Here is a 25,556-nt window from a genome sequence, read left to right as displayed (position 1 = left end):
CACTGTTGATAATAGTATCAAAAGCTCACATAAAGGCGCAAAATACCGCATCGGAATAAATTCCAAGTCTCATAGCACAAGTCCTCTTTAGAGGACTCTATAAAAAATCCAGTTCACTTGAGTGGACTTTAGCTGTAGCGAACTCAAAGAACTAAAAGATAAAATTCTTGATAATGAACAACCACTGGAAATGCGCCTGACATTTTTTGAGTAGCTCAAACAAACCTTACTCAATGCTTTTAATCTCAACCCAGATATAATCAATTTTTCCCTGAAAAATGTCAAACCACTGGACAATTATCTTTACGCCAACTACCTTACTATTCATTGCAAAAAAGCATCTGTGCGAGTGTCCCCCACAATCTGGGAAGGAATTGAGGCGCGGATGTTACTAGTTCCAAGTAATTAAATAGTTTACTCTCAAGCTAATATCCTATCAGCCAATGATGTTAGTCGATGAAAATCTCATCAAAAAGGCTACTCCCACTGCCAATCAAAATGCTCAAACCGCCGGGGATTCTCCGCAGTGTAGCGTACAGTATTTTGAATCTGCTTAGTTCAAAAGTCCAAAGCAGAGATGGCATTTTGTTTCTGCTTCTCAGTCACCCTCAAATATCGCTCCAAAGCTGCCAAAGTCCGATGCCCCGATATCTCCTGAATGTGGCGCAACGGTATCCCGGCATCGCTCATCCTAGTTAACGCAGTCCTCCTGAAACTGTGGGTACTAACGCCTTCAATGCCCACCCGCGCACAGGTATTCGACGCGATTATCAGTTAATTTCATTACTCATCAATTGTGTTCCACTTGATGCCAGAAAAGCGTTTGGAATTAACTTTGGTATATTTTTCCGTGTGGCGGATGTCCCTGTGCCCCAAAAATTCCTGAATAAATCTGGTACTATGCCCTTCATTCACAAGGTAGTAACCGCAAGCATGGCGTAACTGGTGCGGATGGATTTTGATGTTTAACAGAGCTACTTCCCCCAACCTAGTCAACAATCTTTGTACCGCAGCCGAGGTTAACCTCTCTCCCCTTTCCCCAATAAAAACGTAATTACCACCAATATTTAATTCCTTTAATTCTTTCAATGCCTCGATTTCATCCACAGGCAACGGATGCACACCGCTATCACTCCCTTTTTTGCGCGTGATAAAAATCTCCTCATCCAGAAACGAAATCGCATCCCATCGCAAATCGCAAGCCTCCGACACCCGCAGCCCGTGGCGAAATATTAACAGTATCAACGCATAATTCCTCACCTTGTACCGTCCGTAAACTTTTGCCGCTCGCAGTATGCTGTTTACCTCACGTACTGTAAGATATTCCCGTGACCTGTAATCCTTATTCTTACGACGTACCAGCATTTTGGCTTTCTTACACTGTTCGTATTATACGTTGAAATACCAACAGTTCTCATCGTCCCAAACCCTGATTCTGTCGTGAATATCCACGCTTTAAATTGCCTCAGTTAAGCCACGCTTATCATTCACACCCTCAAAATCCCAATTTTACCCCCATTGATAAGTTTGGCAAATATCTATCTTTTCTATACAAGGCTTGGGGGTTACTCCTTGTAGTGGCGACTTGATTGCTGATTTTTAGCACTACTTTGGCATAGCTGCGGTGAAGCACTCCCCAGAGCGATGGCGTAACCGCCCGCCAAGAGTGCGATCGCTTTAATAGATGGGGCATTGATATCAGAGTTGATATCAATTTTGGCGCAAGTCAGGCGATGGCATAACCGCGCCAAAAGGGTAAAATTGTACGCTAAGGCTGTAATCCTTGTACAGCAATAGTTTCCGCCCTACCTTTCATCGGATGATCGCCTAGATCAGATGGATATTCGTCAAGTTTTTCACGGCAACGAAATCTTAAGGTAACTTCACCTGTTGTTTTTCTCGTAGTCCAGTAAATACCATGAAGTTTTTCTACAGGATTACCGATTATCTCTAAAGCAATTGTGCCATCGTGGGGCTGGCTACGTTCTGCAACTGATATAGAGGGAGAACTCGTGTAGCAATATCCAAGCTTTCGTAATTGCTCATCACTATCCAGCCAGAAGTCGGCGAAGTAACTTCGACTTGTCATCTCTGCTGTACGCATAACACAACTAATATGAGTGAAGGACTGTTTAATTGTGAGAATTGTGGGTATGGGGCCGGGAGTCTCCCCAGTCTGCGGATTCTTCCAGGTCGTTTGTATGCTTCCTTGCCAAGTCCCTTCAATATAAGGGAAGGGAACAAGCCACTTCTGAAAAATTCGCCATTTCCAAGCATAGGTGACAAACCCTACCCATAAAATCACCAGAATTGGAATTGTTTTATAGGCAATCTTCAATGCACTCCAGATGTCTGTAATCTCTGCACCTGTGACAAGTGCGACACCGATAAAACAAATCGCAAACAGTGCAAAAAGAAAATATGCAAATGATTTGGCTTTCAGATTCTTCATGTATATCCAATATAATTCCAGACTGCTTGGAGAAAATTATTCGCCTCCTGGCGAGTCCACGGTTGAGAATTGCGGAAGAGATACTTCAATTCATTTACTTCACCCCATTCAGAACAATCTTCATCTTTACGTGTGCGACTCCAGATGTCTACAATGATATATCGAAGAATTTCTGTGTATGACTCTTTTGAGAATGCTTCCAATGCAGCATTCCAAACCAGGCATTCGATAAGAAACGACGAAATGTTTTTGGCTCCTGATACGTTCTCGCTCTGCATTTTGTCTCGGAGACGTTTCAAAATGCGAATAACCCGTTTATATTTCCGGCCTGTACTATTATTTCTATTTACCCCATTATCGTAAGTCTGCTGAGGCCAATTCTGTATCAAACTACCGTTATCCGGCTTGAAGGCAACACCTGAAATGTAGTGAGGAGTGCCATCTGTGTTCCATCTTCCTGTGTAGTGTCGATGCTCGAAAGTAGGCACTACATCTGCATCAATTCTGTAAGTGTTTGCATGAACATCAAAAGCTTTATTACCTCGTGTAACCCCATTTCTACCAAAGTAATTGACTAACGCCTGCTCAACCATATTCTTGAATTCAGCAAAGGATATAGCACTACCCACATTACCAAACGTGTTTCGTGTAGTACCACTGGGATAGTCTGGAAAGAATGCTGAGTTATAGCGGACACATATATCTACATCACTGTTCTGTCTAACATTTGTGCGGGCACGGTAAGAGCCTTGAGCAAAAACGGAAATGTCTAGGCTTGATAGTTTAACATCAGCTTTGATCGCTTTGCGAACAATTCTCTCTGCGTTCTCACATTTATCAGACTCTGTTTGGCTAGGCCCCCTCGACCAAGAAACAAAGGTATCTTCGGATATATTCATGTACTAAAAGTCTCCCTACCTCATTCTTGGGCGGTATATTATTACAGTCACTTCCAATACTGCAACCACCACTGTTTCAATTTCATCCAAGAACTTTGCTTTTGTTTATCGCTCTTTGGTTTCTCTGTCATCACGTTACTAGAAGCATCTTCAAAGTATTTCTCTTTTGCAGAACGATCATATATTCTGGCAGCGTCAATCTCTTCTTGTGACCATTGGACAGCCCATATAACATCATTATGTCTGATCCAATAATGAGACTTACACTCAAAACTCCAGTTACCAATTGAAGGCTCAAGCGAAATTGATTTACCGTTAAAGATTAACTTCCAATCGGTTGGGCTTAGTGGAGTAAAAACCTCATTTCCACATCCGCAGCAACATTTATGAGCTACGGTTCCAAACTTTATAGACACATAGATAGTGTTGTCATTGAGGTTATCAGGAATATATTCAACAAATTCGTGTCTAAGCACTGTTTCAGCCTTCTAACTGGTCTTCGTTAATTAGTGTATTGCCATCTATGGTATATGTAGTATTATGTTCCCCGTTGAAGTCTCGATAGAATCCAAATATTTTTTTCCACTTTATTACAGCTAAGGCTGCATTAAGAGCATTCAGATCAGCAATCTGAATATTTTGAGCATAGTCGTTGTTACCGTTATTGTCTGAAAAAGAAACTCTTTTATTTATATGCTCACGCTGTTCTATAGTGCTAGTCGTGACTCTTAGTATCCCCCCTAACGATTCATCAACTAAATTCACACCAATTCCGACATCAATGAAAGGAATGCCAAATTCTTCTAATTTTTCAATAATTAGTTTTTTTGCTGTACCTCTATCAAGGCAAAGGAATACAAACTTCATCTCCTTTAAATAATTAACGCTTATTTCATCCTCAATATAGAAAGCATGAGGAACAATACCTTGATGCATTTTGGAGTACAGTTCCTTGAAGTAAATTACCTTATAAGGAATTTCCCTCAGTTCATCAATTGATGGCGCACCTGGAGACCTAAATGCGTTATGTTGAAATAATTTATCTCCATCAAATAGATGAACTCTTTTGACAGGAGTTTTGGCTACTAGATCCAACACGTATGTTCCCGTTCCACCTAAGCCAATAATAGCAACATCTTCCAGTGCTAATTTCTGAGAAATTAGATTGATACCCGCCCTACTTGATGCGGTATCATGATAACAGAATGGCGATTCTCCTTCCTCCGATTGGATAACTGAGAAATTCTTTGCTGTGACAGCCGGATCAATTGCTTGTGCAGGACTAGAAATAATAGCGATATACGTAGTCAGCTTTTCATAATAGTTTGAATAGCCTTGAGGAGGTTTGCTTGAAAACGTATGTTGAACTTCAACTCCCTGAGTGAGTTGCTTTCTTGTACTCGCATGTTTGATCTGAGTTATTTCTGTCCCGTCTTTATGGCAAGGATGATCACCGCCAAACTCAATAACGTGTGTACTAGGTTTAGTGGTTACATCGCCAGCAAGAGTCAATTCTGAAACAAGCATCCCGTATTTGATTTCTCGGTTGGAGTTTAAATACGGAATATTTTTGACCAGTAGATAGCCTGAGTTGATCTCCAGATCAAAGCCTTCATCTTGTAGACGCTTTAAGTCAATGCTACGACTTATCAGTTGCTGTGACATTGAAGATCATCCCATTTTTAATATGTACCGATTGTCCTTCGACTAGAGTTCCTTCAGGCCTGCTGCCTTTGCCCTTCTCGTATGTAACTGTAAAAAGGATGTTTTCGCCTGTCGGAGGATTACTAAATGCCAAAGAGACAATCTCGGTAAACGATAATTCCTTTGAAGTAACCTCTTTGGGACGACCGTTCACGATGATCTTGAATTCTTTAGTGCTATAAAAATGCTCGTCTTCTTTGAGATGAATCTCATTTCCATCATTCGGGATGACTTTATCTTCCTGCTTTCCCTCTACCTCCTGAAACAGCTCGAATCCATGAGGAACGTGCCCAAGTACATAAAGCGCTGAACCTGTTGTTGGATTCGGCGACTCGTACTGCTTACGATCTATATGGACACGGACTTTACTATGCCCTACATCATGCTTGTGTTCTTTTTCGTTCATCATTAAATCCTCACACCAAAATAGCTAATACAATACAAACCCCTGATGCTAATCGTGATAGAGTGAAACTATTCCATCTCTGCAACAACGTTGCTTCAGTGATTCAAATCTATTATATCACCTCTGCAACAGTGTTGCAATAGTGAAACAAAAACGAAAGGATTTTTTATGGCTAGGCTTACACTTGAGCAACTTGGCCCCCTCATCAAGAAACGAAGGGGTAGCAGAGGACTGAGACAAGTTGCGGCAGAAATGAATATCAGTGCGGCAACCCTATCACGAGTAGAGGCAGGAAAACAGCCTGATCTAGACTCCTTTACAAAAATTTGTGCCTGGCTTGGAGTCGATCCTGGCGAGGTTCTGGGTTACAAGGAGCAGGGAGAAACAGAAACTACATCCAAGCCCAACCAAACGGTCATGCTTGCTCACTTTAAGGCAGGCAAGACAATGAGTCCAAAGACCGCGCAACATTTGGGTGCATTAATTCTTGCTATTCATCAAGCTGCCGTGGCAGAGGATGACGAATGATCGGCCCAATATCAAAAAATGATGAAGCACTGTTCGTCCGGGGTTTCAAATCACGATGCGAGAACACTGCGATTCAGGTCAGGTCACATTTAGGTCTGAAAGATACAGACCCGTTGCCTGCACGCGAACTTGCAAAGTATTTAAATGTATTTATCTGGGAACTCGCCAATGTGCCAGGCTTACCCCGTGAAACGCTTCGTTACCTTCAATCAACGGAGGGCGATGAATGGTCTGCTGTTACCGTCCGCTCAGGAACAAAAGACATTATCGTACTCAATCCGTCCCATTCAGTTGCCCGCCAATCCAATGATCTGATGCACGAGCAGGCTCACATCATTCTTAACCATGAATCATCCCAGATCATCGTATCTGATAGCACTGGCATAGGCTTTCGTACATTTGATAAGCGCCAGGAGGCCGAAGCCGATTGGTTGGGTGCTTGTCTCTTACTCCCTAGACCTGCTATCGCTGGCAGTCATCGTCAGAAGATGGATATTGAAGCTGCGGCCGATTATTTTGGTGTTAGTAAGGAGTTGTACAAGTATCGACTACGTATAACGGGCGTAGAGAAGCAGCTATCTCGTTAAGCATAGCTATGGCTATTCCTGTCCTGAAGATTCTGGCATCACCGCGCCAAAAGGGTAAAATTGTACGCTAAGGCTGTAATCCTTGTACAGCAATAGTTTCCGCCCTACCTTTCTGAGGTAATATTTCATTAGATAGAGAAGCAACTAGAAGTTTGGTTTAAGAAACGTTGATGATTACGTTTCTTACTTTGCATCTCAAAGCCAGTTTTAGAGCGCATTTGCAGAGCCAAGACCGCGCAACAACTCTGCGTGGCATTGGCTCAGAATTTTCCTTAGCGTACAAAAAACCTTTTTTGGCACGGTGATGCCTATGACTGCCGATGTTCTTCCTGTCCGATCTGGGCGTATTGCAGCAACGATTGGGCTAGTAGTGTTAGGGACATAGAGATTTTGTACAAAAATAAACCCCACGAAAAAAGCGGGGTTTGATTTTTGGTTAGCTAAGGAGGTATTTCATAGAACTAATGTACTATAACACGGGTAAGTAATCAAGAGATACTATAAGAAATTCGGTGTATCCACCCCACAAATAGATTTTGCTCTTGGTTTTTGGCATCAGAATTAAACCCCACCACTCCCCAACTTAATCCTTTCGCTATCCTCACCAATACATCATTCATTCACAATCAAGTTATAGTCTATATAACCAAGCATCGCCCCTCTTTTTATCGCCTCATAACTGTTCTTGACGTGCCATTTACTGTACAAATCGCTGGCGTAATGTTTGACTGTACTAACAGAGAGAAACATTTCTTTGGCAATCTGTTCAAAACCTAAACCCTGAGCCAGTAAACGCAGGACTTGTATTTGTCGTTCGGTGGGAGAGTCAAGCAAGTTTTTATCAGCAAAACTAGGGTCAATATATCTATTTTTATCAAGGTTTTTTAACAGTTTTTTAGCCAGCTTTGGGTCAAGCAGGCATTCATCAAAGTAAGCTCTCTTGATGGCTAGTTCAATCAATTCTATATCAGCACTTTTGAGCATATAAGAATCAGCACCATGACGGAAAGCTGACTTAATAAAGTCGGAATGAGTCTGATTAGTAAAAATCACCACTTTACTATTAGTTTTCCTTTTGATTGAGCTAGTCAGTTCTAAACCACTCATGTCGGGTAAGAGTAAATCTACTAACACAACATCAGGGTTGGTCTGTTCAATTAACTGAAACCCTAGCTTTCCACTGGAGGCATCACCAGTTACTTCTATATCTGGAGATTGTTCAATAGCACTTTTGATGCCCAAGAGCGTGAATGTTTCTGGTTCAACAATTACTATTTTCAGCATGATTTGATTAATCCTCTAATAATAAATGGCTGTTTATTGGCAGACTTATTATTGATGCTTCTGCCGTGGGTGTCCGTGCTGCCGTAGCAGTGCCGTAGGCTACGACCTATACAGGGCAGGGATTGCCGTGATTGTGCCGTGATGCCGTGTCCACTCAGAAAAGCCAGTAAGACATTCCTTTTTATGACCACGGCATCACGGCAGGACTTTCACCAATCAGGTAGGGAGTAGTTATCATTGCCGTCACAATTTATCTTCTCCCTCTCTACTAATTCAGCTAAACCATCAATTAATTCTTGCTCCTTATAACCAGATAACCTATCTGCCTTCTTCAAATCACGTAATGTTTTTGGCGTTTTCGACTTCACATTCTGGAAGTATTCATAAATCTTGTTAGCCACTTCAGATAATGGTTTAGGATGTATCTGGTGAGTCGGACTTAAATTAAATTCCAGGTCAAATACTCTATCTAGATATTCCTGCTCCGAAGCAATCGGCTTGACTTGATTAGATAATTTTGGCATTAATGCCACAACAAAACCCCCAACGGAAGCAATCATTACTGGACGCAAGTTTTGATAAGAGACTGCTTTAATATCCAAGTATTTAGATTTAATTTGCTCCCGCTCTTGCTTCCCTGGGATAATGTCACCTCTATTTAAAATTAACTCCAGCACCCCATAAGATTCTTGCTCCCTTCCGTTCTTGATATACCTGTTACCTAACAACAATAAATTGAGACAGAGACGAGTTTGGGCATCCATCTTTTCAATGCCCAAAGCCGCCAAATTAAAAGACTGTAGGGAGGCAATGAACTTAGTATTAAACTCTCTACCAATCAGTAAAACATCAAGTAATTTACTCCCATAATTCCAATCAGAGTAAAGCTTGCTTAAAGAGTCAGCAATCACTAACCAATCATCCAGAATGAGAATCAATGGTGGTAAGGATTCGCGTTTTGATTCTGGTAGCTGTTTACGCTGTTTGTAGTCCGTGTAAAAGTTGTCAATTACCTCTTTGGCTAGGTCTGGGTTTTCCCCGTCAAAAACAATTACTCTCTCTTTCTCCCGTAAACCACAGAAACTATCATTCTTAGCACTAATTACCCAGATGTCCGCCCCTGGGGAATCAGCCAAAATCCGCCCAATTAAGTAATTGAGGGTTACTGATTTACCGCTTCCCGGCGCGGCGACTAAAGCAGTAGAACTATCGGCTCTGGCTAGGGCTTGCAAAGTATTCAGGGCAAGAGCTTCTGATGGGTGAAGGTAATCACCTGTTGGGGTTGCTCCCGGTGCGATTGCGCCCTGTTCATCTCCAGTAACCTTATCGTTGGGGTCAATCGTCCCCTGTAAAGTTTGGCTCCCTTGCAGATAAGGGGTTTTCATCTCACGCAACTGCTTGATGTACTCTGCCTTCTGTTCTTCGGTCATCCCAGCCGTCTGCGCCTCGAAAAGTGCATCAGTTGCCTCCATTTGGGTAACTTCAATCTCGGTGTGGGCGTAAATCTCAGCTTTTTGGATATCAACAGTGCGATCGTTAGCGATTAGATCCAAATCCGCCTGTAGTTGGACTTCTGCGATCGCAACGTCTCGGCAACTCTCTAGTAGCTCGGAACGTGCGGCCATCTCTGCCTTTGCTGCGTCCCGTTTTTGGGCGATGTCTTCAAAAACTGCTCTCTGCTTCTCCTCATTTTGACAATGGCGGAGCATCCACCCCGCAAGCGCAAACCCCAGGAATCCCCCAAACGCCCAAAAAGGCTTATATGCGTTAGTCGCTTTCACCAGTCCGTTTACCCCCATAGCTGGGTTACGCACTACTTGGCGCGGCATTCCTTCTAACTGCCACTGTGACCAATAAAATGGGGTCATGCGAAATGGTCTGTTATTCTTGTCCTGACATACCAATGTTTTCTTTGGGGTTTTGACACAAAAATAAATTCGGTCGCTTGACTCCCCTTTCCACGCCATCGCTGCCGAGCTAATTCCTACAGTTAAACTCAGCCCAATTGCAACAGCTTTTTTATCCATCGGTAACTGTCCGAACCACTTCATTAAACCCGATTGTTGGGACTCGGATAACTGTTTATGTTTGTCGGTTAAATAATTCATTTCCTCTGACTACCACCAAATAGAAAAATCATTAATATCGCTAGAAATATGCCCACTCCTGCACCATCCATCCAACTTGAAGATTCAGCAGTTTTTGGCTTATAAACCGACTCAATAGAAGTCTTAACTGTACTAGTAGAAGTTCTCGCTTCATTCCACTCACCCAACGGGTCGGAAAGCGCACATAATAACGCCAGTGATGCACTGCAACCAGTCATTAAATTAGTGACGAAATTATTGAACCCTTCACCTGTTGCAGTGGCAGTAAAGTACAGGTGTGCAGTACCCACAGCTAAGAACATTCCAACTGGGTGAACTTGCAACAGATGAAAAGTGAAAATTACTGCACTGTTTAGACAACTGCCAGCGACAATTTCACAGGCATTACCAGCACGTCTAAATGTTCTACCTCTGTTATTTTCTGGCAGTGGTGGTAACTGTTCGGGTTGTTGATGCTGCTTAGTTGATTGTGGTGTTTGTGCCAGCCCTTCATGTAAAAAAGGGCTGACGCTATGAGGATCTTCATTTCGTTTCCTTACTAGCATCAGCCTGTGTCCTTTCAACTAATAGTTATCTATCGCCTAATTTCTGCCACAAGTTACCCAACATTGCACCCCAACCGCGAACTGTTCCTGTTGCAGAAACACTAGATGCTGGTGCAGAAGTTTGGCTAGTAACTGGTATGACTTCTTGGGGTGCTTGATTGGGTTCTAAAGCCCTTGAGCCATACCTCGCACGGGCTAAAAGTTGTTGGCGTTTCTCTCTTAATCCCGTAGTAATTGCTTGCCTTTCGGCTTGCACAACTTGCCTGTTTTCTATGCCACTAATCTTGTTTTCATGCCGCCAAAGTTCAGCTTGTAAATCTTGATGTAATTGGGCTGCAACTTCAGTTAAAGCGTGTTTACGCTTTTGGTCAATCCGCAACAAGTCGGCTCTATCTTGGGCATCTATTTTACTCATCTCCGAATCAAACTCGGAGTTTAGTTTGCGAATTTTGGCGATAGCACCCGCAACATGAGAGCCATATTGTTTACGAAGTTCGACCCAGGTAACTTGTCCTTTGGTCAGCTTCTCCATCGCCTCAAAGACGACCTTGGCGTTGTCTAAGAAAGGCTCTAACCTATCTGATAATTCTTGGGCATTATTCGCATAATCCGCAAACTGTTCGAGCTTATTTATATCCGAAAGATAGCCCAGAATATCAGACTCAAACCCTCCCCAAGATTGCGCCTTCTCGTCAATATGACTTGCATGACCAAGTACCGGATTACGTATTGCAAAGTCCATTGCTGACACTCCTAATAAGGTATGTTGTCGTAGTCGATATCACCTTCATCTGAGGGCAATTCATCCCAATACCCCATGTCTTCAAATCGGCTATAAATTCTCGTTGCTAGTTGCCTTACGGGGTCGTCAAAATCATCAGAGATTAAATCAAATCTGTTGGAGCCAAACGCCAAGATATTTGCAATGTCCGCGTCAATCCCATTACCCAAGAATTGACCAAATGCAGCAGAGTATGGATGGTCATCAATGGTTTCATGAGTTGCTAAGAATTCGGTTCCGGTGAGGGGTAAGTAAAGGCTGCAAAGAAAACTATTTATTTCGCGCTTCGTAGCTGTTGGGTTAAGAGCTTTAAATTGCTGGAGTTTCAAAGCATTATCAGTGAAAGAACAGCGTCCCCAATCATTGGGATTTCTATAATCGAGTGCCATGCTGTTAAGATCCTTGTAACGATGTGTACTTGATGCACTTTCGGGTGGGGCGATTGCACTTACTTTGGTCGGTCGGGGCAATCGCTTCATCATCAGTTCTCACAAAACTCAACAAGTTCAAAAACCTCCCTCTGCACTTGGTTTTGACTTAATTCTTTTCTTCTGCCCTTAGAGTCATTGAATATGAAAGGCGCATTAACTCGACAATTAGACCGATGGCTGTAGCGCAATTGTTGACCACGGAATTGGTACAGGTGATTACGTTGCAAAGTTGTCGTTTCTAACATAAGTTCCTCAAACTTGAGAGTAGAACTCGATATTTAGGATTGCTTCGTGAATCTCCATCAAGGCTTGGACTGCATCGCCCATCTTTAAGTCATTCGATGTACTGAACCTTTCGGAGGCTTCGATTTGCTTGTAATTGGGAGATGCTTGCACGAACCGAAGAATCTGTTCGCAACCGAGGATGATGGTCATTATTTCGGTTGTTGTTAGGCTTGGCTGTGTCTTTTGGGTGTCTTGGTCGCTCATGACTTGTTTCTCCTCCTTTGGGTTTTAACTGGTGTGGGTTGGGGTTCTGGGTCAGTGCTTGGCGCTTCTGGCTGACTCGGCCTTTGAAGTACATAGCTGATAGCCCCTCCACCCCCGACAGCTGCGGCGATGGTGAACATATTGTTACGACCGAAGTACTGCACTCCGAAGTAGCCAAGGGCTAACGCTGCTGCTGTTGCACCAATGCCTAAAACCGTGTTTCTAAATCTGGATTTGGTCATGCTGCCCCTTTGAAATTAGTGACCATTGCGCTAAGTGCCGATTTATTGGGCTGTGTAGAAAGTGAAGTTTCAACTTTGGGCGATGCTTGCACATTACCGTGTTGAAAAATCAGCTTCTCTACACCTGCTGATAATGCTTGTGTTGGCGCATCTTGCGGTAAATCAAACATCTTGCACAATTCAATTACTGCTAGATAGGAGATGGTTATACGCCGAGATTCGTAGTTCATTAATTAAGCTCCAATTGATATTTGAGTTAATAGTTTCAACCCCAAGGCATTGATGAATTGGGGATTATTCAAGACCACAAAGCCTAAACCGGCTAAGTTTTGATCCACCACTGGCAAGGAAACACCACCACCCCAGGCGACAAGGTATTTCGCTCGGTCTAGATAATTGCCAGCAGTCACGAAATTGGCGAATTTCTCAATCCTGGTACTCCACCATTCATCTAGGCATTGGCTGTACTCGGTTTCAAACTTTTTACCTGTGAGGTGGTTGCCGCCATAAGTGAAAGTGCCTTCAATAATTCCCTGGTTCACTAAGCTGGGTGAGTGTTTTACATCCTTGGACAGCAGACTTACTCGGTCGTTTCGCTTGTCGAGCGCTTCTGCAATCATGGTGTGCAGTTCACCCGCTCCACCTTCAATCAAGTGACGGTCAATCACTGCACCACTGCCATTAAAGACAGTTACAAGCCACGTTGATGAACCGATATCGAGAGCGATCGCTAATTCTGAGGGGTCAAGCACCAGACTTGCTTCACCGAATAAGCAGTGGGCAATGCTTCCAAACCCTTCGGGGTAAATACCTGTCACCACGATGTCAACTGTCTTGGTGACAATGGAACGAGTTACAGGGTGCAGATGTTCAAAGGTGTGAGTGCCTTCAACTCTGCGCTTAATCTCACTTGCCCAGCGTTCGGGGTTATGGTTGCTCAAACTAATTGAAAGCTTGACCCCCGAAGGAATATTCAAAACTGCTAAGTCTGCAAGAATGCTTTCTAGTGCCAGTTCTGCCTTTTTCGCCTTATCCTCGTGCAGTAAGGTGTGGTCACTTTGGGCTAGAGCCGCACTGCCCCAAAAGAATTGAACATCTTTTAAGTCCAGGCGTGAACCTTGTACATAACGCACCCATGCCCCATCTTTTGAGATGGTTTCGTGGTGCATGATGTTTCGGTTGCGAACAAGTGAGTATGCGGCTGGCATCATGATGGAAAAATCACCGATGATTGCCTTGCCATACCCTGCTCCTGAGTCTTTTCCGGCGATAAGGTCAGTTAGCCCTGATTTGGCTAACAAGTCTGCCTGAACTAGCCAATTTTTGGCATTGGTGTATGTCGTTGTCATGGTTCTGTTGTTTGTTAAAGTCTTGTTTTTTCTGGCTTTGGAGAATTTAGAGGCTCAATCGCCTTAAATCCACACATCCAGTTAGGGGTTAGCCAAAGCAGCACTTTCTGGCTTCTGTTGCCTTTGTTGGGTGACTGTTTTTGGCTGACAACTTTAAAGTAGCATTTTCTCAGAGAATTATCAATACAAATATAAGAAACAATTTACTTTTTTCAAAAAAAAATCAGACAGACAGTAGCTAAGTATCTGAGAATTAGCTACTGTCTTGACTGAGGTACACAATTTAAAGTTAAAAAATGCCAGCAGGTAAAAGACCACGAGTAATGTTTGTCACGAGCGATTATGTAAAACAAGCGCTAGAGCGATGGGCAGAGGATGAGGATAAAACTGTTAGCAGCTTATTGGACGAACTTATAAAAGAAGTCTTAGTACAAAAGGGGTATCTAGAACCTCCAAAAAAGTTATTGAGCCAGAGTCATCACAAAAATTAACAGAAGAAATCTCTTCACCTGTATCACACAGCGATTCGCCTGAATGTTATACTAATGAGCAAGGCTTGTATAACACAGCTAGTCAAACAGAGCTTATTATGAGCATTCCAATAGTTACCAGTCGCCAAGAAGGTGCAGCAGAGGTCAGGGTTTTCATGCTGGAAGATGAACGAGAGCAACTCAAGCAGGCTTGCACAAGCATGAAAACGAATATGAGCCACATTTTAAGAGTGCTAGCACTGCAATGGTTAACCGAACAGCACCAAACACCGCACGAATAGTATTAAAGGAAAACATGGTTCAAGAGATATGTTCTCGATTAGAAAAAACTGAAACGGTGCTAGATGAACTAGCACCGTTGATAAAATGGCTTACTCAACTGCTTAAGCACACTGCTTCAAGAGTTAACTGTCTATTGAAAGGGTGGATAGCGCGAGTGGATTTGTTTTTCAGGCAAATGCTTGAGTATTTGCAAGCCTGCAAAACAAAACAGATTAGCCTGTTTTGATACTGTCAAGCAGCTTTTCATGCTAACCTTACCAAAGTAAGTCTGCAAATCAGACTGAAATCAATCAATACAAAAAGGAGGGGGCAATAACACTAGCAGTATATTCGGATAGTCAAAATGGTAAGGGGAGTCGTTAGATAACAGTATTGATGTCCAAGACTTTGGCGGGTCAGACAGACACCAAATTGTTTGAAGAACTAACGAGGCCTCACGACTCGACCCCTGTTCGCAATCTTAGCATACAGGGTCGGATATTTTATGCCTTTTTTTGGACAAATTGCAAAAAAGGCATCTGGCGCTACAATTTTCCCCGACTCTAGATTTAAAGCGGAATGTCAGCAAGAGCTACTTAGATGCAAATAATTTAGGGATGAATTTTACGCCTAGATGCCTCGTATATGAGGATAGCATCGTGAATATTTTGTTTTTTCAATTAAAAGCTGTTTTATTTTGCCTTGAGCTAAAGCATAGGGCTGATTTCTGCATTTTTCACTATTCATAAACTAATTCCAAACATTACACCAGCCGCTTGGTCAGCTTTGGAAGCAAGTAAAAAATAAGAAATCGGCTAGCTGCCCATACGCAAGACATACGCCTAGCAATTAGGCTACTAACCGTTTATATAACAATCTCAGTTTAACAATGTCTGCGTAGTTGAGGTAAAGTTAGCACAGCTTTAATCAGGTGACATCAATCCTATAAAACTAATCATGAGAGTTTTATGCTCTTAATTTCAGGACTTTTAGTCAAGACGATTGGTTTCTTGTAAATCTGAAATTTTTTCTTTACTGAGTAGAGATAAAGTGGTTAGCCATTGGCAACACTTGATATCAGCACTGCTACTTTAGCCATTAACAGTGGGTAGCTCCGATGAATACAACCATTATCGGAGGTTATCAAAATGGCACAAACCAATGTAATTAGCATCAATGAAGCTAATGGAAACGACCAGCTAACTCAAAGCCATTGGCAAGAATGGGTTATTGGTTCAGGTGTTGACCCAAAGTTAACAGCTTTGAATGTCCGTTCTCTATCGGGGACATCAATATATGAATATCTATTATGCGCCCTACCTCAAACTGCCAGACGTAACGATGGGCGACTGCGTGATGGCTACTTGAAACGATATGCCCACGCGGAGGCCGGTGCATGGTGGGTAAGCGGACTCGACCCCCTTAACGACTGGCTACCGATGGACTGGGGACGGATGAAACCAGATTACCCCAGACTGGAATGGGACAAGACTACACAGCAGCAAACTCAAAAGCCAGTCAAGTACGAATCACCACCCAAAACTCCCAACCGAGTTACCTACTTGAGAATGCCCCTACATTTATGGCGGTTGGTATCACTCCGTTATGACGTGCCGATGCCAGAACATATTACCGTTACCGACCAGGGAGAGGCGTTAGGTTTTTGGGCTTGGGTAATGGCACATCCCGAAATCCCTGTAATCCTTACAGAGGGCGAGAAGAAGGCTGGTTGCTTGCTGTCGTTGGGATTTGTAGCGATCGCACTCCCTGGAATCTGGAATGGTCGAGTGGGCAAGGAGGATTTAGAACGACTGCACCCTGATTTAGTCCCAATGACTCAAAAGGGGCGTAAATTCGTTGTTCTATTCGACTACGAAAGCAAACCCAAAACCAAACAGCAGATTTTTCAAGCCACACGCCGCACAGCTTCTGCAATTGTAGAACTTTGTTGCCAATGTGAAGTAGCGCTGCTGCCAGGGCCAGAAAAAGGAATTGACGATTGGGTTGTAGTTTTGGGTAAAAAGGCAGGTATTGCCGTCACCACAATGATTGCTGATGCCTTGAGAATCAGCGAGTACAAGCAAAGATTTTTCATCAATCGTGCCAGGGGACTCCATAAGTACAAGCCCGATGTGACAGTTAATACCCGTTATCTCTCACTTGCAATTCACTCCCTACCTCAATCGGGGTTAGTTGGTTTGGTTTCCGACATGGGAACAGGAAAGACTGAAATCTTGGCAGTTCTCAGAAGAGAGAACCCAAACTTGAGCTTTTTGAACAATGGGCATCGGGTTACTTTGCTCAAGAATCTCAGCGATCGCTTACAAACAGCAATGTACTCCGCGATTTCTTGCGGGGATTGGGGTCAGGTAAAAGCTCTCAGCATTACCGTGGATTCTCTGTATAAAATGGCAAATGATTTACAGGCTTATGACATTCTATTTATTGATGAAGCCTGCCAGTATCTCGCTCACTTGCTGAAGTCCAAAACCTGCAAGGAACACCGGGGGGCTATTCTGGAAGTGCTTGAGTATCTAGTTTACAACGCCAAGCTGGTTGTTTTAGCTGATGCTCACTTGGATGATTTGACCATTGAGTTTTTCATGAATTTGCGACCGACTGGTGAAAAACCCTACATCATCAAAAACCTGTATCGCTCAGGTGGTCGTCAAGTTCATTGGTACGAGGGGAAAAACAGCAGCGCAATCGTTGCCGAGTTCCACGCTCAGTTGATGCTTGGTAAAAAGTTGATGATGGTCAGCGACAGCAAGCGGTTCATCAAAAAGTTGGAACGAGCGCTCAATGATGGTTCAGCAATTGATGATACCGACGAAACACCCGAATCAGCCGAAGACCGCAAGCTACGGGTGTGGGCTATTCACTCCGAGAACAGTGGTAGTGAAGAGAATGTCATCTTTATCCGAGAGATTAACATTGCCATTAAGGATCTTGACGCTTTTTTAATTACTCCCAGTCTCAGTTCAGGGGTTGACATTTCCAGCTATCATTTTGATGCCGTGTTTGGCGTGTTTCATGCTGTCTCGCAGTCGGCTACAGAATGCGCCCAGCAATTATGGCGGTATCGTCCCAATGTGCCCATGTATGTTTGGGTAGCACCGCGCCCTCCTTTTGGTTACGCCGAAACTAATGCCCGACGCATTAAAGAAAAGATTCTTCAGACAAATGAGATGACCGCTTTTCTGATTCGCATTAACCGGGAAACGGGCAAACGTGGGGCTGAGAAGGATTGGGCATTAGATGCTAGCTGTCAGATTGAAGCGCAACGGAATTGGTCTATCAATCATTTACGGGCTGATTTGCGATCGCTCTTAGAGGAAATGGGCAATACGATTATTCCTTTGGGCGACGGTGGTGATGAAGCGACTTCGCGGTGGATGAAGGCGGCTGGTATTGCTATCGATGAAGAACATTATCGCAAGGTGGCGAATGCCAAAAATATTGACAGGAGGACTTACACCAGTAGGCAACATCAAGATTACCTGAAGCCCGAAGAAGTTTTGGAGTGTGAGAAGTTCCGTATACAGGACACTTACGGCATGAGCGTAACCCCGGAACTGGTTGAGCAAGATGACGGGGGACGCTTAATTAAAAAGATTGTCGCACTTGAAGCGATATTGGCCGCACCGGGGGAAATGATTACCGATGATCAGGGGCGGGAGTTTGTTGCACCACCGGCTGTTGTGGTGGAACGCGATAAGACGGAGCGCGATCGCTTGGCCATTTGCACTGACTGGAGCAATCATTCCACATCTTGGCTTATGCGTCATCGCTTGGGACTTAGGGCTGTGTTGGTGGATCTCATGGCTGGGGTTGAGATTAAAGGGGACGAAGCGATGATTCAAGTTTTAGCAGAGTTCTCCAAACGCAACGCATCTCACGTTAAAGGCATTCTCAATCTGACCATTCCCCTTGATGAATCTCCTGTGTGGATTTTGGGACAGTATCTCTCGCAACTCGCACTGTCCACCGAATCACGGCGACCGCTTGAAGATGGGAAACGTGTTAGGTACTATCGCCTCAATACTGAGGATGTAGAGTTTGTCCAGAAGGTATTAGAGTATCGTCAACGGCAACGGGAGGAAAGGGAACGCAAACGCCAAGAGTCACTTGAACGAGATGCGGCTTATGCGGCTAGAATGCAGGCTCAGTATGGGATTAACTCGCCGTCCACACCCCCCATTAATGAAGATGGAAGTAATAATCGGGGGGGTATGGACACAGATGCAGAACTCAGTGATCCTTGGTGGGAGCGGGTCAAATATTATGCTCAGTTGGCGATTGAGCGGGTTGAATATGGGGTGGAGTCAGTTAAAGAATTACTCAGTACACTAACGATTGATGAGCGGTGGGGCGTGATCTTCAAGTTTGAGGATATTGACCCGAACAAGTTTGCTCAACTGGTGGCAGATGCCCCCGATTGGGTGGAATGGATGGCGTGATAGTCCCGTTTCCCAATAATTGCGATCGCGCCCACTGCCACAGCTAATTTTTGGCGATTGTTCAGTGAGTATTTATTACTAGTGGTTCTTAGCGCGGTTTTAACAGTCATTATCGCCGCGCCATATTCAAAATGATGTATCGTACTGCTTTACTCACGCATGAGGTTTATGAGGCGTTGTAGACAGTGTAGTTTCACTGAATTGGGGTTGCAAAGTTTGACTGCGCTTTGTTGGGTGTAGGGATGACCGAACTTTTTGTGTTGAGTTTTTGGCGGTTGGATTTTGGGGTTTATCTACGTATGTTGGGTGTGGGGTTTTTTCGTGATATAGGCGATGTCAAATTTACCCCTCCCCTATAGCGTAACCCAACGTGTAGAACCCTTATGGTTGAGCCATTGTTCAACGTCACGTCCCCCCTTTTTTCCAAAATCGAGTAGACGGGACGTATTTCTGTGTCCGAAATTATTGCGAATAGTGTCAATAAAAAAAAACTTCAGTCGAAATGACTAAAGGGTTATTTTATACATGAAGTAGATTGATTACTACTGAGGGAAGAGAAGACGGAGTAATTCAGCTTTTTTCACGGCTTGGTAATGGGGATGGAAGATTATTTGGTAATGGGGATGGAAGATTATTTGGTAATGGGGATGGAAGATTATTTGTAGTCATCTTGTATCTAGTGTCGAGGACTTCCTTAGTGTTCCCTCTTTTAATTTAAAAAATTGGTTTTAGACGTTTTTTAACCGATAGTGATGCCACAAAACAAAAACCCTTCCTCGTTTACGGGAAGAGCTAATGGTTGAAACCAAAATTTACCTTGTTGAAGGATTAATTTTTATTATTTTTCCTTCGTTATCCAAAAATACTTCTACACGGTTATATTTTGTTCCTTCTATTAGTTTATTGCCCTCTTCAATAGTTTTTCCTTTTAATGAGTCAAGATTGATGTGTTTTGAAGCGAGTTTGGTGTCATTAGTCAGTATATATCTGTCATCTGTTGGGAAAACCATGTTTTTACTATCTTAAGATGTAAATTTAGTGTTCCCAGTTTGTTAACTCTTACGATCACATCTGAAAAATTGTTTCTAATCAACTGTAATAAGATAGACTCAAGGCTTTGTAATGCTGCGTTTATAGTGTGCGGAAGTTTTTAGTAAAATACTCTCTAGCTTCTTTTTCTGTTGACTTTTGTAATCAGATTTTTCTACAAATAATATTGTCCTGATCCAGGTATAGAAAGTATATCCAATGATAGGTAAGAATGTTATAGAAAAAAGTACGCCCGCTACAATCAAACGATGTTCTCTGTACCAAGGAATATCTTCAAGCAGTAGTTCGATTAGTTGTCTCATTTTATCTCTAAATAACAAAACCCCGCTTTTGATATTGTGATTATAGTTGGCGGGGCTTGCAGTATTATTGTGAAGTTTAACTAGCTTTGAGTTTTGTCATCATCTTTATTTTTTCCGCTAAGTTCATCTCCAACACTATCAGCCGCCCAGCTTGCACCAGCACCAGCTACCGTAATTGCTGTTACGGCTACGGCTCCTATTGGTGCTAGTGTTGCTGCTACGAAAACTCCAGCACCGATGGCTCCAGCTTTTACAACCTTTTCTAGTGTAATTTTTTCAAGTCCAAGCATATTGGTATTCCTCTATACTAATATACTTCTATTTCTAAGTATTCTCATACTTTATTTGAAACTATCAAACTGTGTTTACTTATCAAATTTCGCTTGTATAGGGGTTATTTGGCGGGTTTGTCCCAATGTCGTCATAAAAGTATTTCCCGACATCTTCCCTAAATTAGAAGTTATTGCAACCGACAGTATTGCAGGTTGCTACAACTAGAAACTCATTATTCAAAATCTGGTATTGTATTGATTTTTATTACAGTATTTTGGATAGTTTCTATAGTTTTAATGCAATATTCAATTGCATAATTAGCTGCTTTCAAATTATTACAAGGTTCTAAAGCCCGAGACTTTTGGTGAATTTTATCAAGGTTTGAATGGTAATATCCAGCCATTCTTCTATAACGTCTATATTCTATGTAATCAATACCCAAAACTAAGCATTGAAGAACTTCAGTATCAACATCTAGTTTATTTTCATCTCGAGGTTGATGACTTGTTACGAATATATCACGATGCCCTACGTTAGTAATTTTACTTAAAGCTAAAGCAATTTCTAAAGCTATGGTGGCATAAGCTATAGCTGTTTCATACTCAGCTTTTTCTAAGTAATTCTTAGCTAATTCTAGAGATTTTTTTATAGATTGATGTTCTAAAAAATTCAATAATGGTTCAAGGGAATACATATTTACAAGTAGTAAACAATCTTGTACATCCTAGCTTAGGTTATAGATATGTGCTAAAGAAGTCAAGAAGATTTACTAACTAATAGTTAATGAAGTTTTCTAAAGAAGAAAGGGAGTTACAGCAATGCTTTCTCGTTGCCACCAAACGCTCAAGAGCGATCTAATCTGAGATTGAATGTTTTACTGTAGGCGTTTTTAATCCCATTTCGGTGTCTAGATCAAAAACATCTCCCCCAACGGGAGACAGCATCGATAACGCCGCTGCCGCCCCCAACACCTGCTCGTCGCTCACTTCCAAATATTTTTGCAGCTGTTCCAAATTTCGATGACCGCTAATTTCTTGAATAACTCTCAACGGTATACCAGCGTTACTCATTTGAGTTAGCGCGGTACGCCGAAAGCTGTGGGTAGACACGCCAAAAATACCTACTTGCTGACAAGCTCCTCTCAATATCCTAGCGGATGAATCCTCGCTTATATGCCCATCACTGCGACCGGGGAACAGATAAACATCTCCTGCCAGGGGGTAGTATTCAGTGAGCAACCACCGCAGGTCTTCGAGCAACCGCCGCAGGTCTTCAATCACTGGGATTAACCGGGTTGCAAGTTTACTCTTGGTGTTTGACTTCCTAATAATCAGCCTGGGTCTAACGTTGCCTTTGGGTGTGTAAATGTCTTGAGTGGCATCACCGTGCCAAGTACGCCCCAGCGACAAAAACGTGAAGGGCATTAACCAAGTCATCGCCAGAATCGCCCAACTCTTCCCCAAGGCTGTCAAGGGAACTAGGTACTGTGACATTGCTAAAAGAAACATTCCAGTACTGAAGGGTATTGGCATTTTGGAAGTTACCCGCACCACATTAGACTCTACCCGCACCACTTCCGCACCACTGACCGCACCAGAAACAACGCAAAATCAGGACTTCCGCACCACCCGCACCACTTTTTCAGATTTTCAGGAAAACATTGAAGAGGAAGAACAAAAACCTGATCTATCCCCTTCCTCAACGTATAAAGATGAAAAGAATTCACCTCTAACTGATGCGGGTGGTGCGGAACCCTTGCAAAATAAGGAAAACTGCTGCGGTGAGTCCTGCGTCAGTGGTGCGGATCAGCTAGAAAGTGGTGCGGAACCCTTACAGAGCATGGAAAACTCATGCGTCACTGGTGCGTCAAAGCTAGAAAGTGGTGCGGGTGAATCAGAGTCGGTGCGATCTGATGAAGATTCCAAGGTTTTAGCTTCAGAAGCGATCGCTTGTATCTTGGAATCCCCTAATCCAAGTTGGGAGGTGGTTAAAGAGATTCTGAGCGAAATGGAAATTCTTTCTTACTCGGAACTGCACGGGTTTTTGACGTTGGGTGAATTCGCGCAACTTGAGATGCTAATCCCAGCCGCCGAGAGGGAGGTTTACTTTGGCTCATAAAAATGGGTGGTCACTACCACCCGTTAGCTCACTGTTTTATAAATAAACTACTTAAGGGTATCCGCCGTTCGCTATATTTACCCCAACTGGCTGGAATTGTTTGTTGGGAACTTGGTTAAAGTGCGATCGCTTAGTGGTGCTGTCAAGTTTGCGGGTGAGATGATTAACTACGACTCCAAGAATGGAATTGTGACTGTGGCCACCGAGCAAGGGAACCGAGATGCATCTCTCTACGAGACGTTTGTAATAGGTATGCCATTTGTCAAAACAACTGATTTTCATAGCGTTGAGGTTAGCATCAGTTCCAAGCGAGTACAATTTTCCCGTTTTGGGTGCGACACGATGGCGCACGAAGGGTTGGAAGCCCCTATATACAAAGCTTCCAAAAGATGAGTGAGGAACCGATTCCTCCAGTCCAGTGTCCAGGACTGTTCCTAACCTTCCCATGCACCACTGGTAACGGTGGTGTGTGAAGCGGAAAGTAAAGCCCAAGGGAGCATTTAGCCTAAAAATGTAACCGGGCAAAGGAAAGATTGGATGGGTGAATGTAAATGAATCCTTGTTGAGGCATCGTAAGAATTGATCATCGAAAAGGCTGACACGGTGATACGAGTGAATGTACTGAATACCTCAGAAATACTCAGTCAAGGTTCAACTCCCCAATTTAGTTGAACTGGGACACCAAACACTCCGGTGTAGAGAGGACACCCTACCCAATTAAATCTCATCCGTGCGTAACGTAGTAACCCCAATGAAGTCTGGGATTTACCCAGTAAGCAATCCGTAAGGAAAGCCGAATTCTTCAGTGGGTCAAGGATGCTTCCAAAAGCGAATGCCACCAGCCGAAAGGCAAGGGAAATCCATAACCCGGTGGATAGGGCAGATATCCAACCTGAAAAGGTGCTGACGGGAAGCAGGTGAGTCAACCAATATCCGTTGTAATGATTTCAAACCGAGGTGTAAGTTAGATGCAGGCAACTGTAAACCGAACCAAGGGACAGACTGATTGGAATTGTGTCAACTGGCGCAAAGCCAATCGGATTGTTCGGAATTTGAGACAGCGAATCTTTAGGGCAAAAACTGAGGGCAAACTGAAAAAGGTACGCTCTCTCCAGAAACTGATGCTACGCAGCTATTCTAATCGCCTAGTTAGCGTTAGAAAAGTGACGCAGTATAACAGAGGTCGAAACACACCAGGAATAGATAAAATAGTAATTAAAACTGCCACAGCCAGGGGTCAGTTAGTAGATAAATTAACTGAGTACTCTCCCTGGAAATCATCACCAGCACGACGAATTTACATCCCAAAAGCTAATGGGAAGAAACGACCTTTAGGAATCCCAGTAATACAAGATCGTACCATCCAGGCAATGGTTAAAAATGCCTTAGAACCCGAATGGGAAGCAATTTTTGAAAGGTCTAGTTACGGCTTTCGACCAGGACGTAGCCCCCATGATGCTATTGCCAGTATCTATAACCTAGCCCGACCGAATAAACGGAAGAAATGGGTGGTAGATGCAGACATTCAAGGATGTTTTGACAACATATCACATAATTTTCTGTTAGAGCTTTTAACAGGCTTTCCAGCCCGTGAATTAATTAAACAGTGGCTACTAGCAGGATATATGGAAGCAGGTTCATGGCATCCAACAGATGCTGGTACACCGCAAGGGTCTGTTGTCAGTCCGTTGTTAGCAAATATAGCTTTGCACGGTATGGAATCCGCCTTGGGAGTTAAATATAATAAAGACGGAGAACTCCGTGCATCTAGAGCTTTGGTGAGATTCGCCGATGATTTTGTGGTGTTCTGTGAAACACTTGAAGATGCAAAAACTGTTCTTCAAATCCTGAATAACTGGATGCAAGCTAGAGGGCTTACCCTCTCTCAGGAGAAAACCAAAATATCGCATCTCACAGAAGGGTTTGACTTTTTGGGTTTCAATATCAGGCACTACAAAGACCAAACTACTAAAACTGGATGGAAGCTGTTAATCAAACCTAGTAAAAAGTCTGTGCTAAATATTCGGAGTAAACTGCGTTCTGAATGGCTTAACTGTAAAGGTAAGTCAGCAGATGCAGTCATTAAAAAGCTCAATCCGATTATTCGGGGACAAGCGAATTACTTCCGAGTTGGGGTAGCCTCAAAAATTTTCAATTCTCTTGACCATTGGTTATATGAGAAACAGAAAATGTATGCCAAACGCACTCATCGAAATAAGTCTGATAGCTGGCGTAAGGCTAAATACTGGGGAAATCTAAATCTTGATAGACCATTTGACCGATGGGTATTTGGTAATAAACAAACCGGAGCCTATATGGTGAAATTTGCCTGGTTTAAGATTGAAAGGCACATTCTTATTAAAGGTAAATCATCACCCGATGACCCCAAATTAAGGGACTACTGGATTAAACGGCAAGAAGCTAAAACTAAATCCGAATTAATCAAAAGTAGGCAGAAGATAGCCCAAAAGCAACAATATGTCTGTCCTGTATGCGGGGAATCTCTATTAAATGATGAGGAGTTACATCTTCATCATAAAAAGCCAAAATCTCAGGGTGGTGGTGACAATTACGGCAACCTACAACTCGTACATCTGTACTGCCATCAGCAAATACATTCTGGAACAATTTGTAGTTTATGACTTGCTTGAGCCGGATGCGTTGCAAGGCGCAAGTCCGGTTCTGAGGGGGCGGGATTATAGCGATATAGTCCTGCTACCCGACCACAGTGATGCCAAACCTACTGCTTAGATAAAATGAGAAAATGAGGTTAATTGAAAATTACATCTCCATAGT

Annotated in this window: 31 protein-coding genes and 2 pseudogenes; 8 read left to right on the top strand and 25 right to left on the bottom strand. The window is 43.1% G+C overall.

All coding sequences use genetic code 11. The annotated features are described in order from the left end of the window. Positions 1–226 precede the first annotated feature (226 nt). Positions 227–409, top strand: a pseudogene (locus tag ACFFRD_RS02100) (hypothetical protein); the annotation flags it as partial. A gap of 149 nt (positions 410–558) precedes the next feature. On the opposite strand, the pseudogene ACFFRD_RS02095 reads toward ACFFRD_RS02100, so the two are convergent. From ACFFRD_RS02095 to ACFFRD_RS02060, 8 genes and pseudogenes are all read right to left on the bottom strand, one after another. Further along, positions 559–753, bottom strand: a pseudogene (locus tag ACFFRD_RS02095) (tyrosine-type recombinase/integrase); the annotation flags it as partial. A 30-nt stretch (positions 754–783) separates the two neighbouring features. After that, a complete protein-coding gene (locus ACFFRD_RS02090; RefSeq protein ID WP_340097008.1) occupies positions 784–1,365 on the bottom strand; it encodes a tyrosine-type recombinase/integrase in 582 nt (193 codons plus the stop codon). A 200-nt stretch (positions 1,366–1,565) separates the two neighbouring features. Next, entirely contained in the window at positions 1,566–1,751 is a 186-nt protein-coding gene (locus tag ACFFRD_RS02085; protein WP_392476192.1) for a hypothetical protein, read from the bottom strand. A 17-nt stretch (positions 1,752–1,768) separates the two neighbouring features. Beyond that, on the bottom strand, positions 1,769–2,452 hold the full coding sequence (locus ACFFRD_RS02080; protein WP_094343811.1) for a hypothetical protein: 684 nt from the start codon (positions 2,450–2,452) through the stop codon (positions 1,769–1,771). Further along, complete coding sequence (locus ACFFRD_RS02075; RefSeq protein ID WP_190895158.1) at positions 2,449–3,351, bottom strand: nucleotidyltransferase; 903 nt, start codon at positions 3,349–3,351, stop codon at positions 2,449–2,451. Before ACFFRD_RS02075 ends, ACFFRD_RS02080 begins: the two co-directional genes overlap by 4 nt. A gap of 47 nt (positions 3,352–3,398) precedes the next feature. Then, complete coding sequence (locus ACFFRD_RS02070; RefSeq protein WP_094351996.1) at positions 3,399–3,827, bottom strand: DUF6527 family protein; 429 nt, start codon at positions 3,825–3,827, stop codon at positions 3,399–3,401. A gap of 4 nt (positions 3,828–3,831) precedes the next feature. Further along, a complete protein-coding gene (locus ACFFRD_RS02065; RefSeq protein ID WP_392476191.1) occupies positions 3,832–5,016 on the bottom strand; it encodes a ThiF family adenylyltransferase in 1,185 nt (394 codons plus the stop codon). Next, a complete protein-coding gene (locus tag ACFFRD_RS02060) occupies positions 4,991–5,464 on the bottom strand; it encodes a multiubiquitin domain-containing protein (protein WP_242059201.1) in 474 nt (157 codons plus the stop codon). The genes ACFFRD_RS02065 and ACFFRD_RS02060 overlap by 26 nt, the downstream gene beginning before the upstream one ends. Positions 5,465–5,629: 165 nt before the next feature. On the opposite strand from ACFFRD_RS02060, the gene ACFFRD_RS02055 reads away from it, so the two are divergent. Both ACFFRD_RS02055 and ACFFRD_RS02050 read left to right on the top strand, forming a co-directional pair. Further along, positions 5,630–5,989 (top strand): helix-turn-helix domain-containing protein, encoded by a 360-nt coding sequence (locus ACFFRD_RS02055; RefSeq protein WP_392476190.1) that lies wholly within the window; start codon positions 5,630–5,632, stop codon positions 5,987–5,989. Next, positions 5,986–6,576: an ImmA/IrrE family metallo-endopeptidase gene (locus ACFFRD_RS02050; protein WP_392476189.1), complete on the top strand. Its 591-nt coding sequence runs from the start codon at positions 5,986–5,988 to the stop codon at positions 6,574–6,576. Before ACFFRD_RS02055 ends, ACFFRD_RS02050 begins: the two co-directional genes overlap by 4 nt. Before the next feature lie 612 nt (positions 6,577–7,188). Here ACFFRD_RS02050 and ACFFRD_RS02045 read toward each other — a convergent pair. From ACFFRD_RS02045 to ACFFRD_RS02000, 10 genes are all read right to left on the bottom strand, one after another. Next, a complete protein-coding gene (locus ACFFRD_RS02045) occupies positions 7,189–7,860 on the bottom strand; it encodes a response regulator (RefSeq protein WP_392476188.1) in 672 nt (223 codons plus the stop codon). A gap of 209 nt (positions 7,861–8,069) precedes the next feature. Then, positions 8,070–9,968, bottom strand: coding sequence for a type IV secretory system conjugative DNA transfer family protein (locus ACFFRD_RS02040; RefSeq protein WP_392476187.1), 1,899 nt, complete (start codon positions 9,966–9,968; stop codon positions 8,070–8,072). Further along, on the bottom strand, positions 9,965–10,513 hold the full coding sequence (locus ACFFRD_RS02035) for a hypothetical protein (protein ID WP_392476186.1): 549 nt from the start codon (positions 10,511–10,513) through the stop codon (positions 9,965–9,967). Before ACFFRD_RS02035 ends, ACFFRD_RS02040 begins: the two co-directional genes overlap by 4 nt. A gap of 25 nt (positions 10,514–10,538) precedes the next feature. Then, entirely contained in the window at positions 10,539–11,255 is a 717-nt protein-coding gene (locus tag ACFFRD_RS02030) for a hypothetical protein (RefSeq protein WP_392476185.1), read from the bottom strand. Positions 11,256–11,266: 11 nt separating this feature from the next. Continuing rightward, the gene (locus tag ACFFRD_RS02025; RefSeq protein ID WP_392476184.1) at positions 11,267–11,776 is read right to left on the bottom strand and encodes a hypothetical protein; all 510 of its coding nucleotides are present in this window, start codon (positions 11,774–11,776) and stop codon (positions 11,267–11,269) included. After that, on the bottom strand, positions 11,776–11,970 hold the full coding sequence (locus ACFFRD_RS02020; protein ID WP_392476183.1) for a hypothetical protein: 195 nt from the start codon (positions 11,968–11,970) through the stop codon (positions 11,776–11,778). The genes ACFFRD_RS02025 and ACFFRD_RS02020 overlap by 1 nt, the downstream gene beginning before the upstream one ends. A gap of 7 nt (positions 11,971–11,977) precedes the next feature. Then, positions 11,978–12,214 (bottom strand): hypothetical protein, encoded by a 237-nt coding sequence (locus tag ACFFRD_RS02015; protein ID WP_196523827.1) that lies wholly within the window; start codon positions 12,212–12,214, stop codon positions 11,978–11,980. Further along, a complete protein-coding gene (locus ACFFRD_RS02010) occupies positions 12,211–12,456 on the bottom strand; it encodes a hypothetical protein (RefSeq protein ID WP_392476182.1) in 246 nt (81 codons plus the stop codon). Before ACFFRD_RS02010 ends, ACFFRD_RS02015 begins: the two co-directional genes overlap by 4 nt. Next, positions 12,453–12,686, bottom strand: a complete 234-nt coding sequence (locus ACFFRD_RS02005; protein WP_392476181.1) for a hypothetical protein — start codon at positions 12,684–12,686, stop codon at positions 12,453–12,455. Before ACFFRD_RS02005 ends, ACFFRD_RS02010 begins: the two co-directional genes overlap by 4 nt. A 3-nt stretch (positions 12,687–12,689) precedes the next feature. Continuing rightward, on the bottom strand, positions 12,690–13,805 hold the full coding sequence (locus ACFFRD_RS02000; RefSeq protein ID WP_392476180.1) for a ParM/StbA family protein: 1,116 nt from the start codon (positions 13,803–13,805) through the stop codon (positions 12,690–12,692). Between the two features lie 296 nt (positions 13,806–14,101). Here ACFFRD_RS02000 and ACFFRD_RS01995 point away from each other — a divergent pair, with 296 nt between their 5' ends. The 3 genes from ACFFRD_RS01995 to ACFFRD_RS01985 all read left to right on the top strand — a co-directional run bounded on the left by ACFFRD_RS01995 (position 14,102) and on the right by ACFFRD_RS01985 (position 19,017). Continuing rightward, positions 14,102–14,296 (top strand): hypothetical protein, encoded by a 195-nt coding sequence (locus ACFFRD_RS01995; RefSeq protein ID WP_265277156.1) that lies wholly within the window; start codon positions 14,102–14,104, stop codon positions 14,294–14,296. A gap of 98 nt (positions 14,297–14,394) precedes the next feature. Then, on the top strand, positions 14,395–14,577 hold the full coding sequence (locus ACFFRD_RS01990) for a hypothetical protein (RefSeq protein ID WP_152592908.1): 183 nt from the start codon (positions 14,395–14,397) through the stop codon (positions 14,575–14,577). Between the two features lie 1,128 nt (positions 14,578–15,705). Further along, the gene (locus ACFFRD_RS01985) at positions 15,706–19,017 is read left to right on the top strand and encodes a plasmid replication protein, CyRepA1 family (protein ID WP_392476179.1); all 3,312 of its coding nucleotides are present in this window, start codon (positions 15,706–15,708) and stop codon (positions 19,015–19,017) included. On the opposite strand, the gene ACFFRD_RS01980 is transcribed toward ACFFRD_RS01985, so the two are convergent. The 5 genes from ACFFRD_RS01980 to ACFFRD_RS01960 all read right to left on the bottom strand — a co-directional run bounded on the left by ACFFRD_RS01980 (position 18,972) and on the right by ACFFRD_RS01960 (position 22,078). Next, positions 18,972–19,127 (bottom strand): hypothetical protein, encoded by a 156-nt coding sequence (locus tag ACFFRD_RS01980; RefSeq protein ID WP_392476178.1) that lies wholly within the window; start codon positions 19,125–19,127, stop codon positions 18,972–18,974. The genes ACFFRD_RS01985 and ACFFRD_RS01980 overlap by 46 nt on opposite strands. A gap of 702 nt (positions 19,128–19,829) precedes the next feature. Next, positions 19,830–20,027: a hypothetical protein gene (locus tag ACFFRD_RS01975; RefSeq protein WP_392476177.1), complete on the bottom strand. Its 198-nt coding sequence runs from the start codon at positions 20,025–20,027 to the stop codon at positions 19,830–19,832. Positions 20,028–20,449: 422 nt separating this feature from the next. Beyond that, positions 20,450–20,659, bottom strand: a complete 210-nt coding sequence (locus tag ACFFRD_RS01970; RefSeq protein ID WP_392476176.1) for a hypothetical protein — start codon at positions 20,657–20,659, stop codon at positions 20,450–20,452. A 215-nt stretch (positions 20,660–20,874) separates the two neighbouring features. Continuing rightward, positions 20,875–21,336 (bottom strand): hypothetical protein, encoded by a 462-nt coding sequence (locus tag ACFFRD_RS01965; RefSeq protein WP_392476175.1) that lies wholly within the window; start codon positions 21,334–21,336, stop codon positions 20,875–20,877. 160 nt (positions 21,337–21,496) lie between these two features. Next, entirely contained in the window at positions 21,497–22,078 is a 582-nt protein-coding gene (locus ACFFRD_RS01960; protein WP_392476174.1) for a tyrosine-type recombinase/integrase, read from the bottom strand. On the opposite strand from ACFFRD_RS01960, the gene ACFFRD_RS01955 reads away from it, so the two are divergent. Further along, positions 22,056–22,760 (top strand): hypothetical protein, encoded by a 705-nt coding sequence (locus ACFFRD_RS01955; protein ID WP_392476173.1) that lies wholly within the window; start codon positions 22,056–22,058, stop codon positions 22,758–22,760. The two genes, ACFFRD_RS01960 and ACFFRD_RS01955, sit on opposite strands and share 23 nt — an antisense overlap. 51 nt (positions 22,761–22,811) lie before the next feature. Here the strand turns inward: ACFFRD_RS01955 and ACFFRD_RS01950 are convergent, their stop codons facing one another. Next, positions 22,812–23,285, bottom strand: coding sequence for a hypothetical protein (locus ACFFRD_RS01950; RefSeq protein WP_392476172.1), 474 nt, complete (start codon positions 23,283–23,285; stop codon positions 22,812–22,814). Between the two features lie 119 nt (positions 23,286–23,404). Further along, positions 23,405–23,686, bottom strand: a complete 282-nt coding sequence (locus ACFFRD_RS01945) for a hypothetical protein (RefSeq protein WP_392476171.1) — start codon at positions 23,684–23,686, stop codon at positions 23,405–23,407. Between the two features lie 42 nt (positions 23,687–23,728). On the opposite strand from ACFFRD_RS01945, the gene ltrA reads away from it, so the two are divergent. Next, positions 23,729–25,402: a group II intron reverse transcriptase/maturase gene (gene ltrA / locus ACFFRD_RS01940; RefSeq protein ID WP_392476170.1), complete on the top strand. Its 1,674-nt coding sequence runs from the start codon at positions 23,729–23,731 to the stop codon at positions 25,400–25,402. The last annotated feature ends 154 nt before the right edge of the window (positions 25,403–25,556 follow it).

The organism is Nostoc sp. C110, from assembly GCF_043099725.1.
GTDB classification, from domain to species: Bacteria; Cyanobacteriota; Cyanobacteriia; order Cyanobacteriales; family Nostocaceae; genus Nostoc; species Nostoc muscorum_A.
This window is presented reverse-complemented; position numbering and strand designations above follow the sequence as displayed.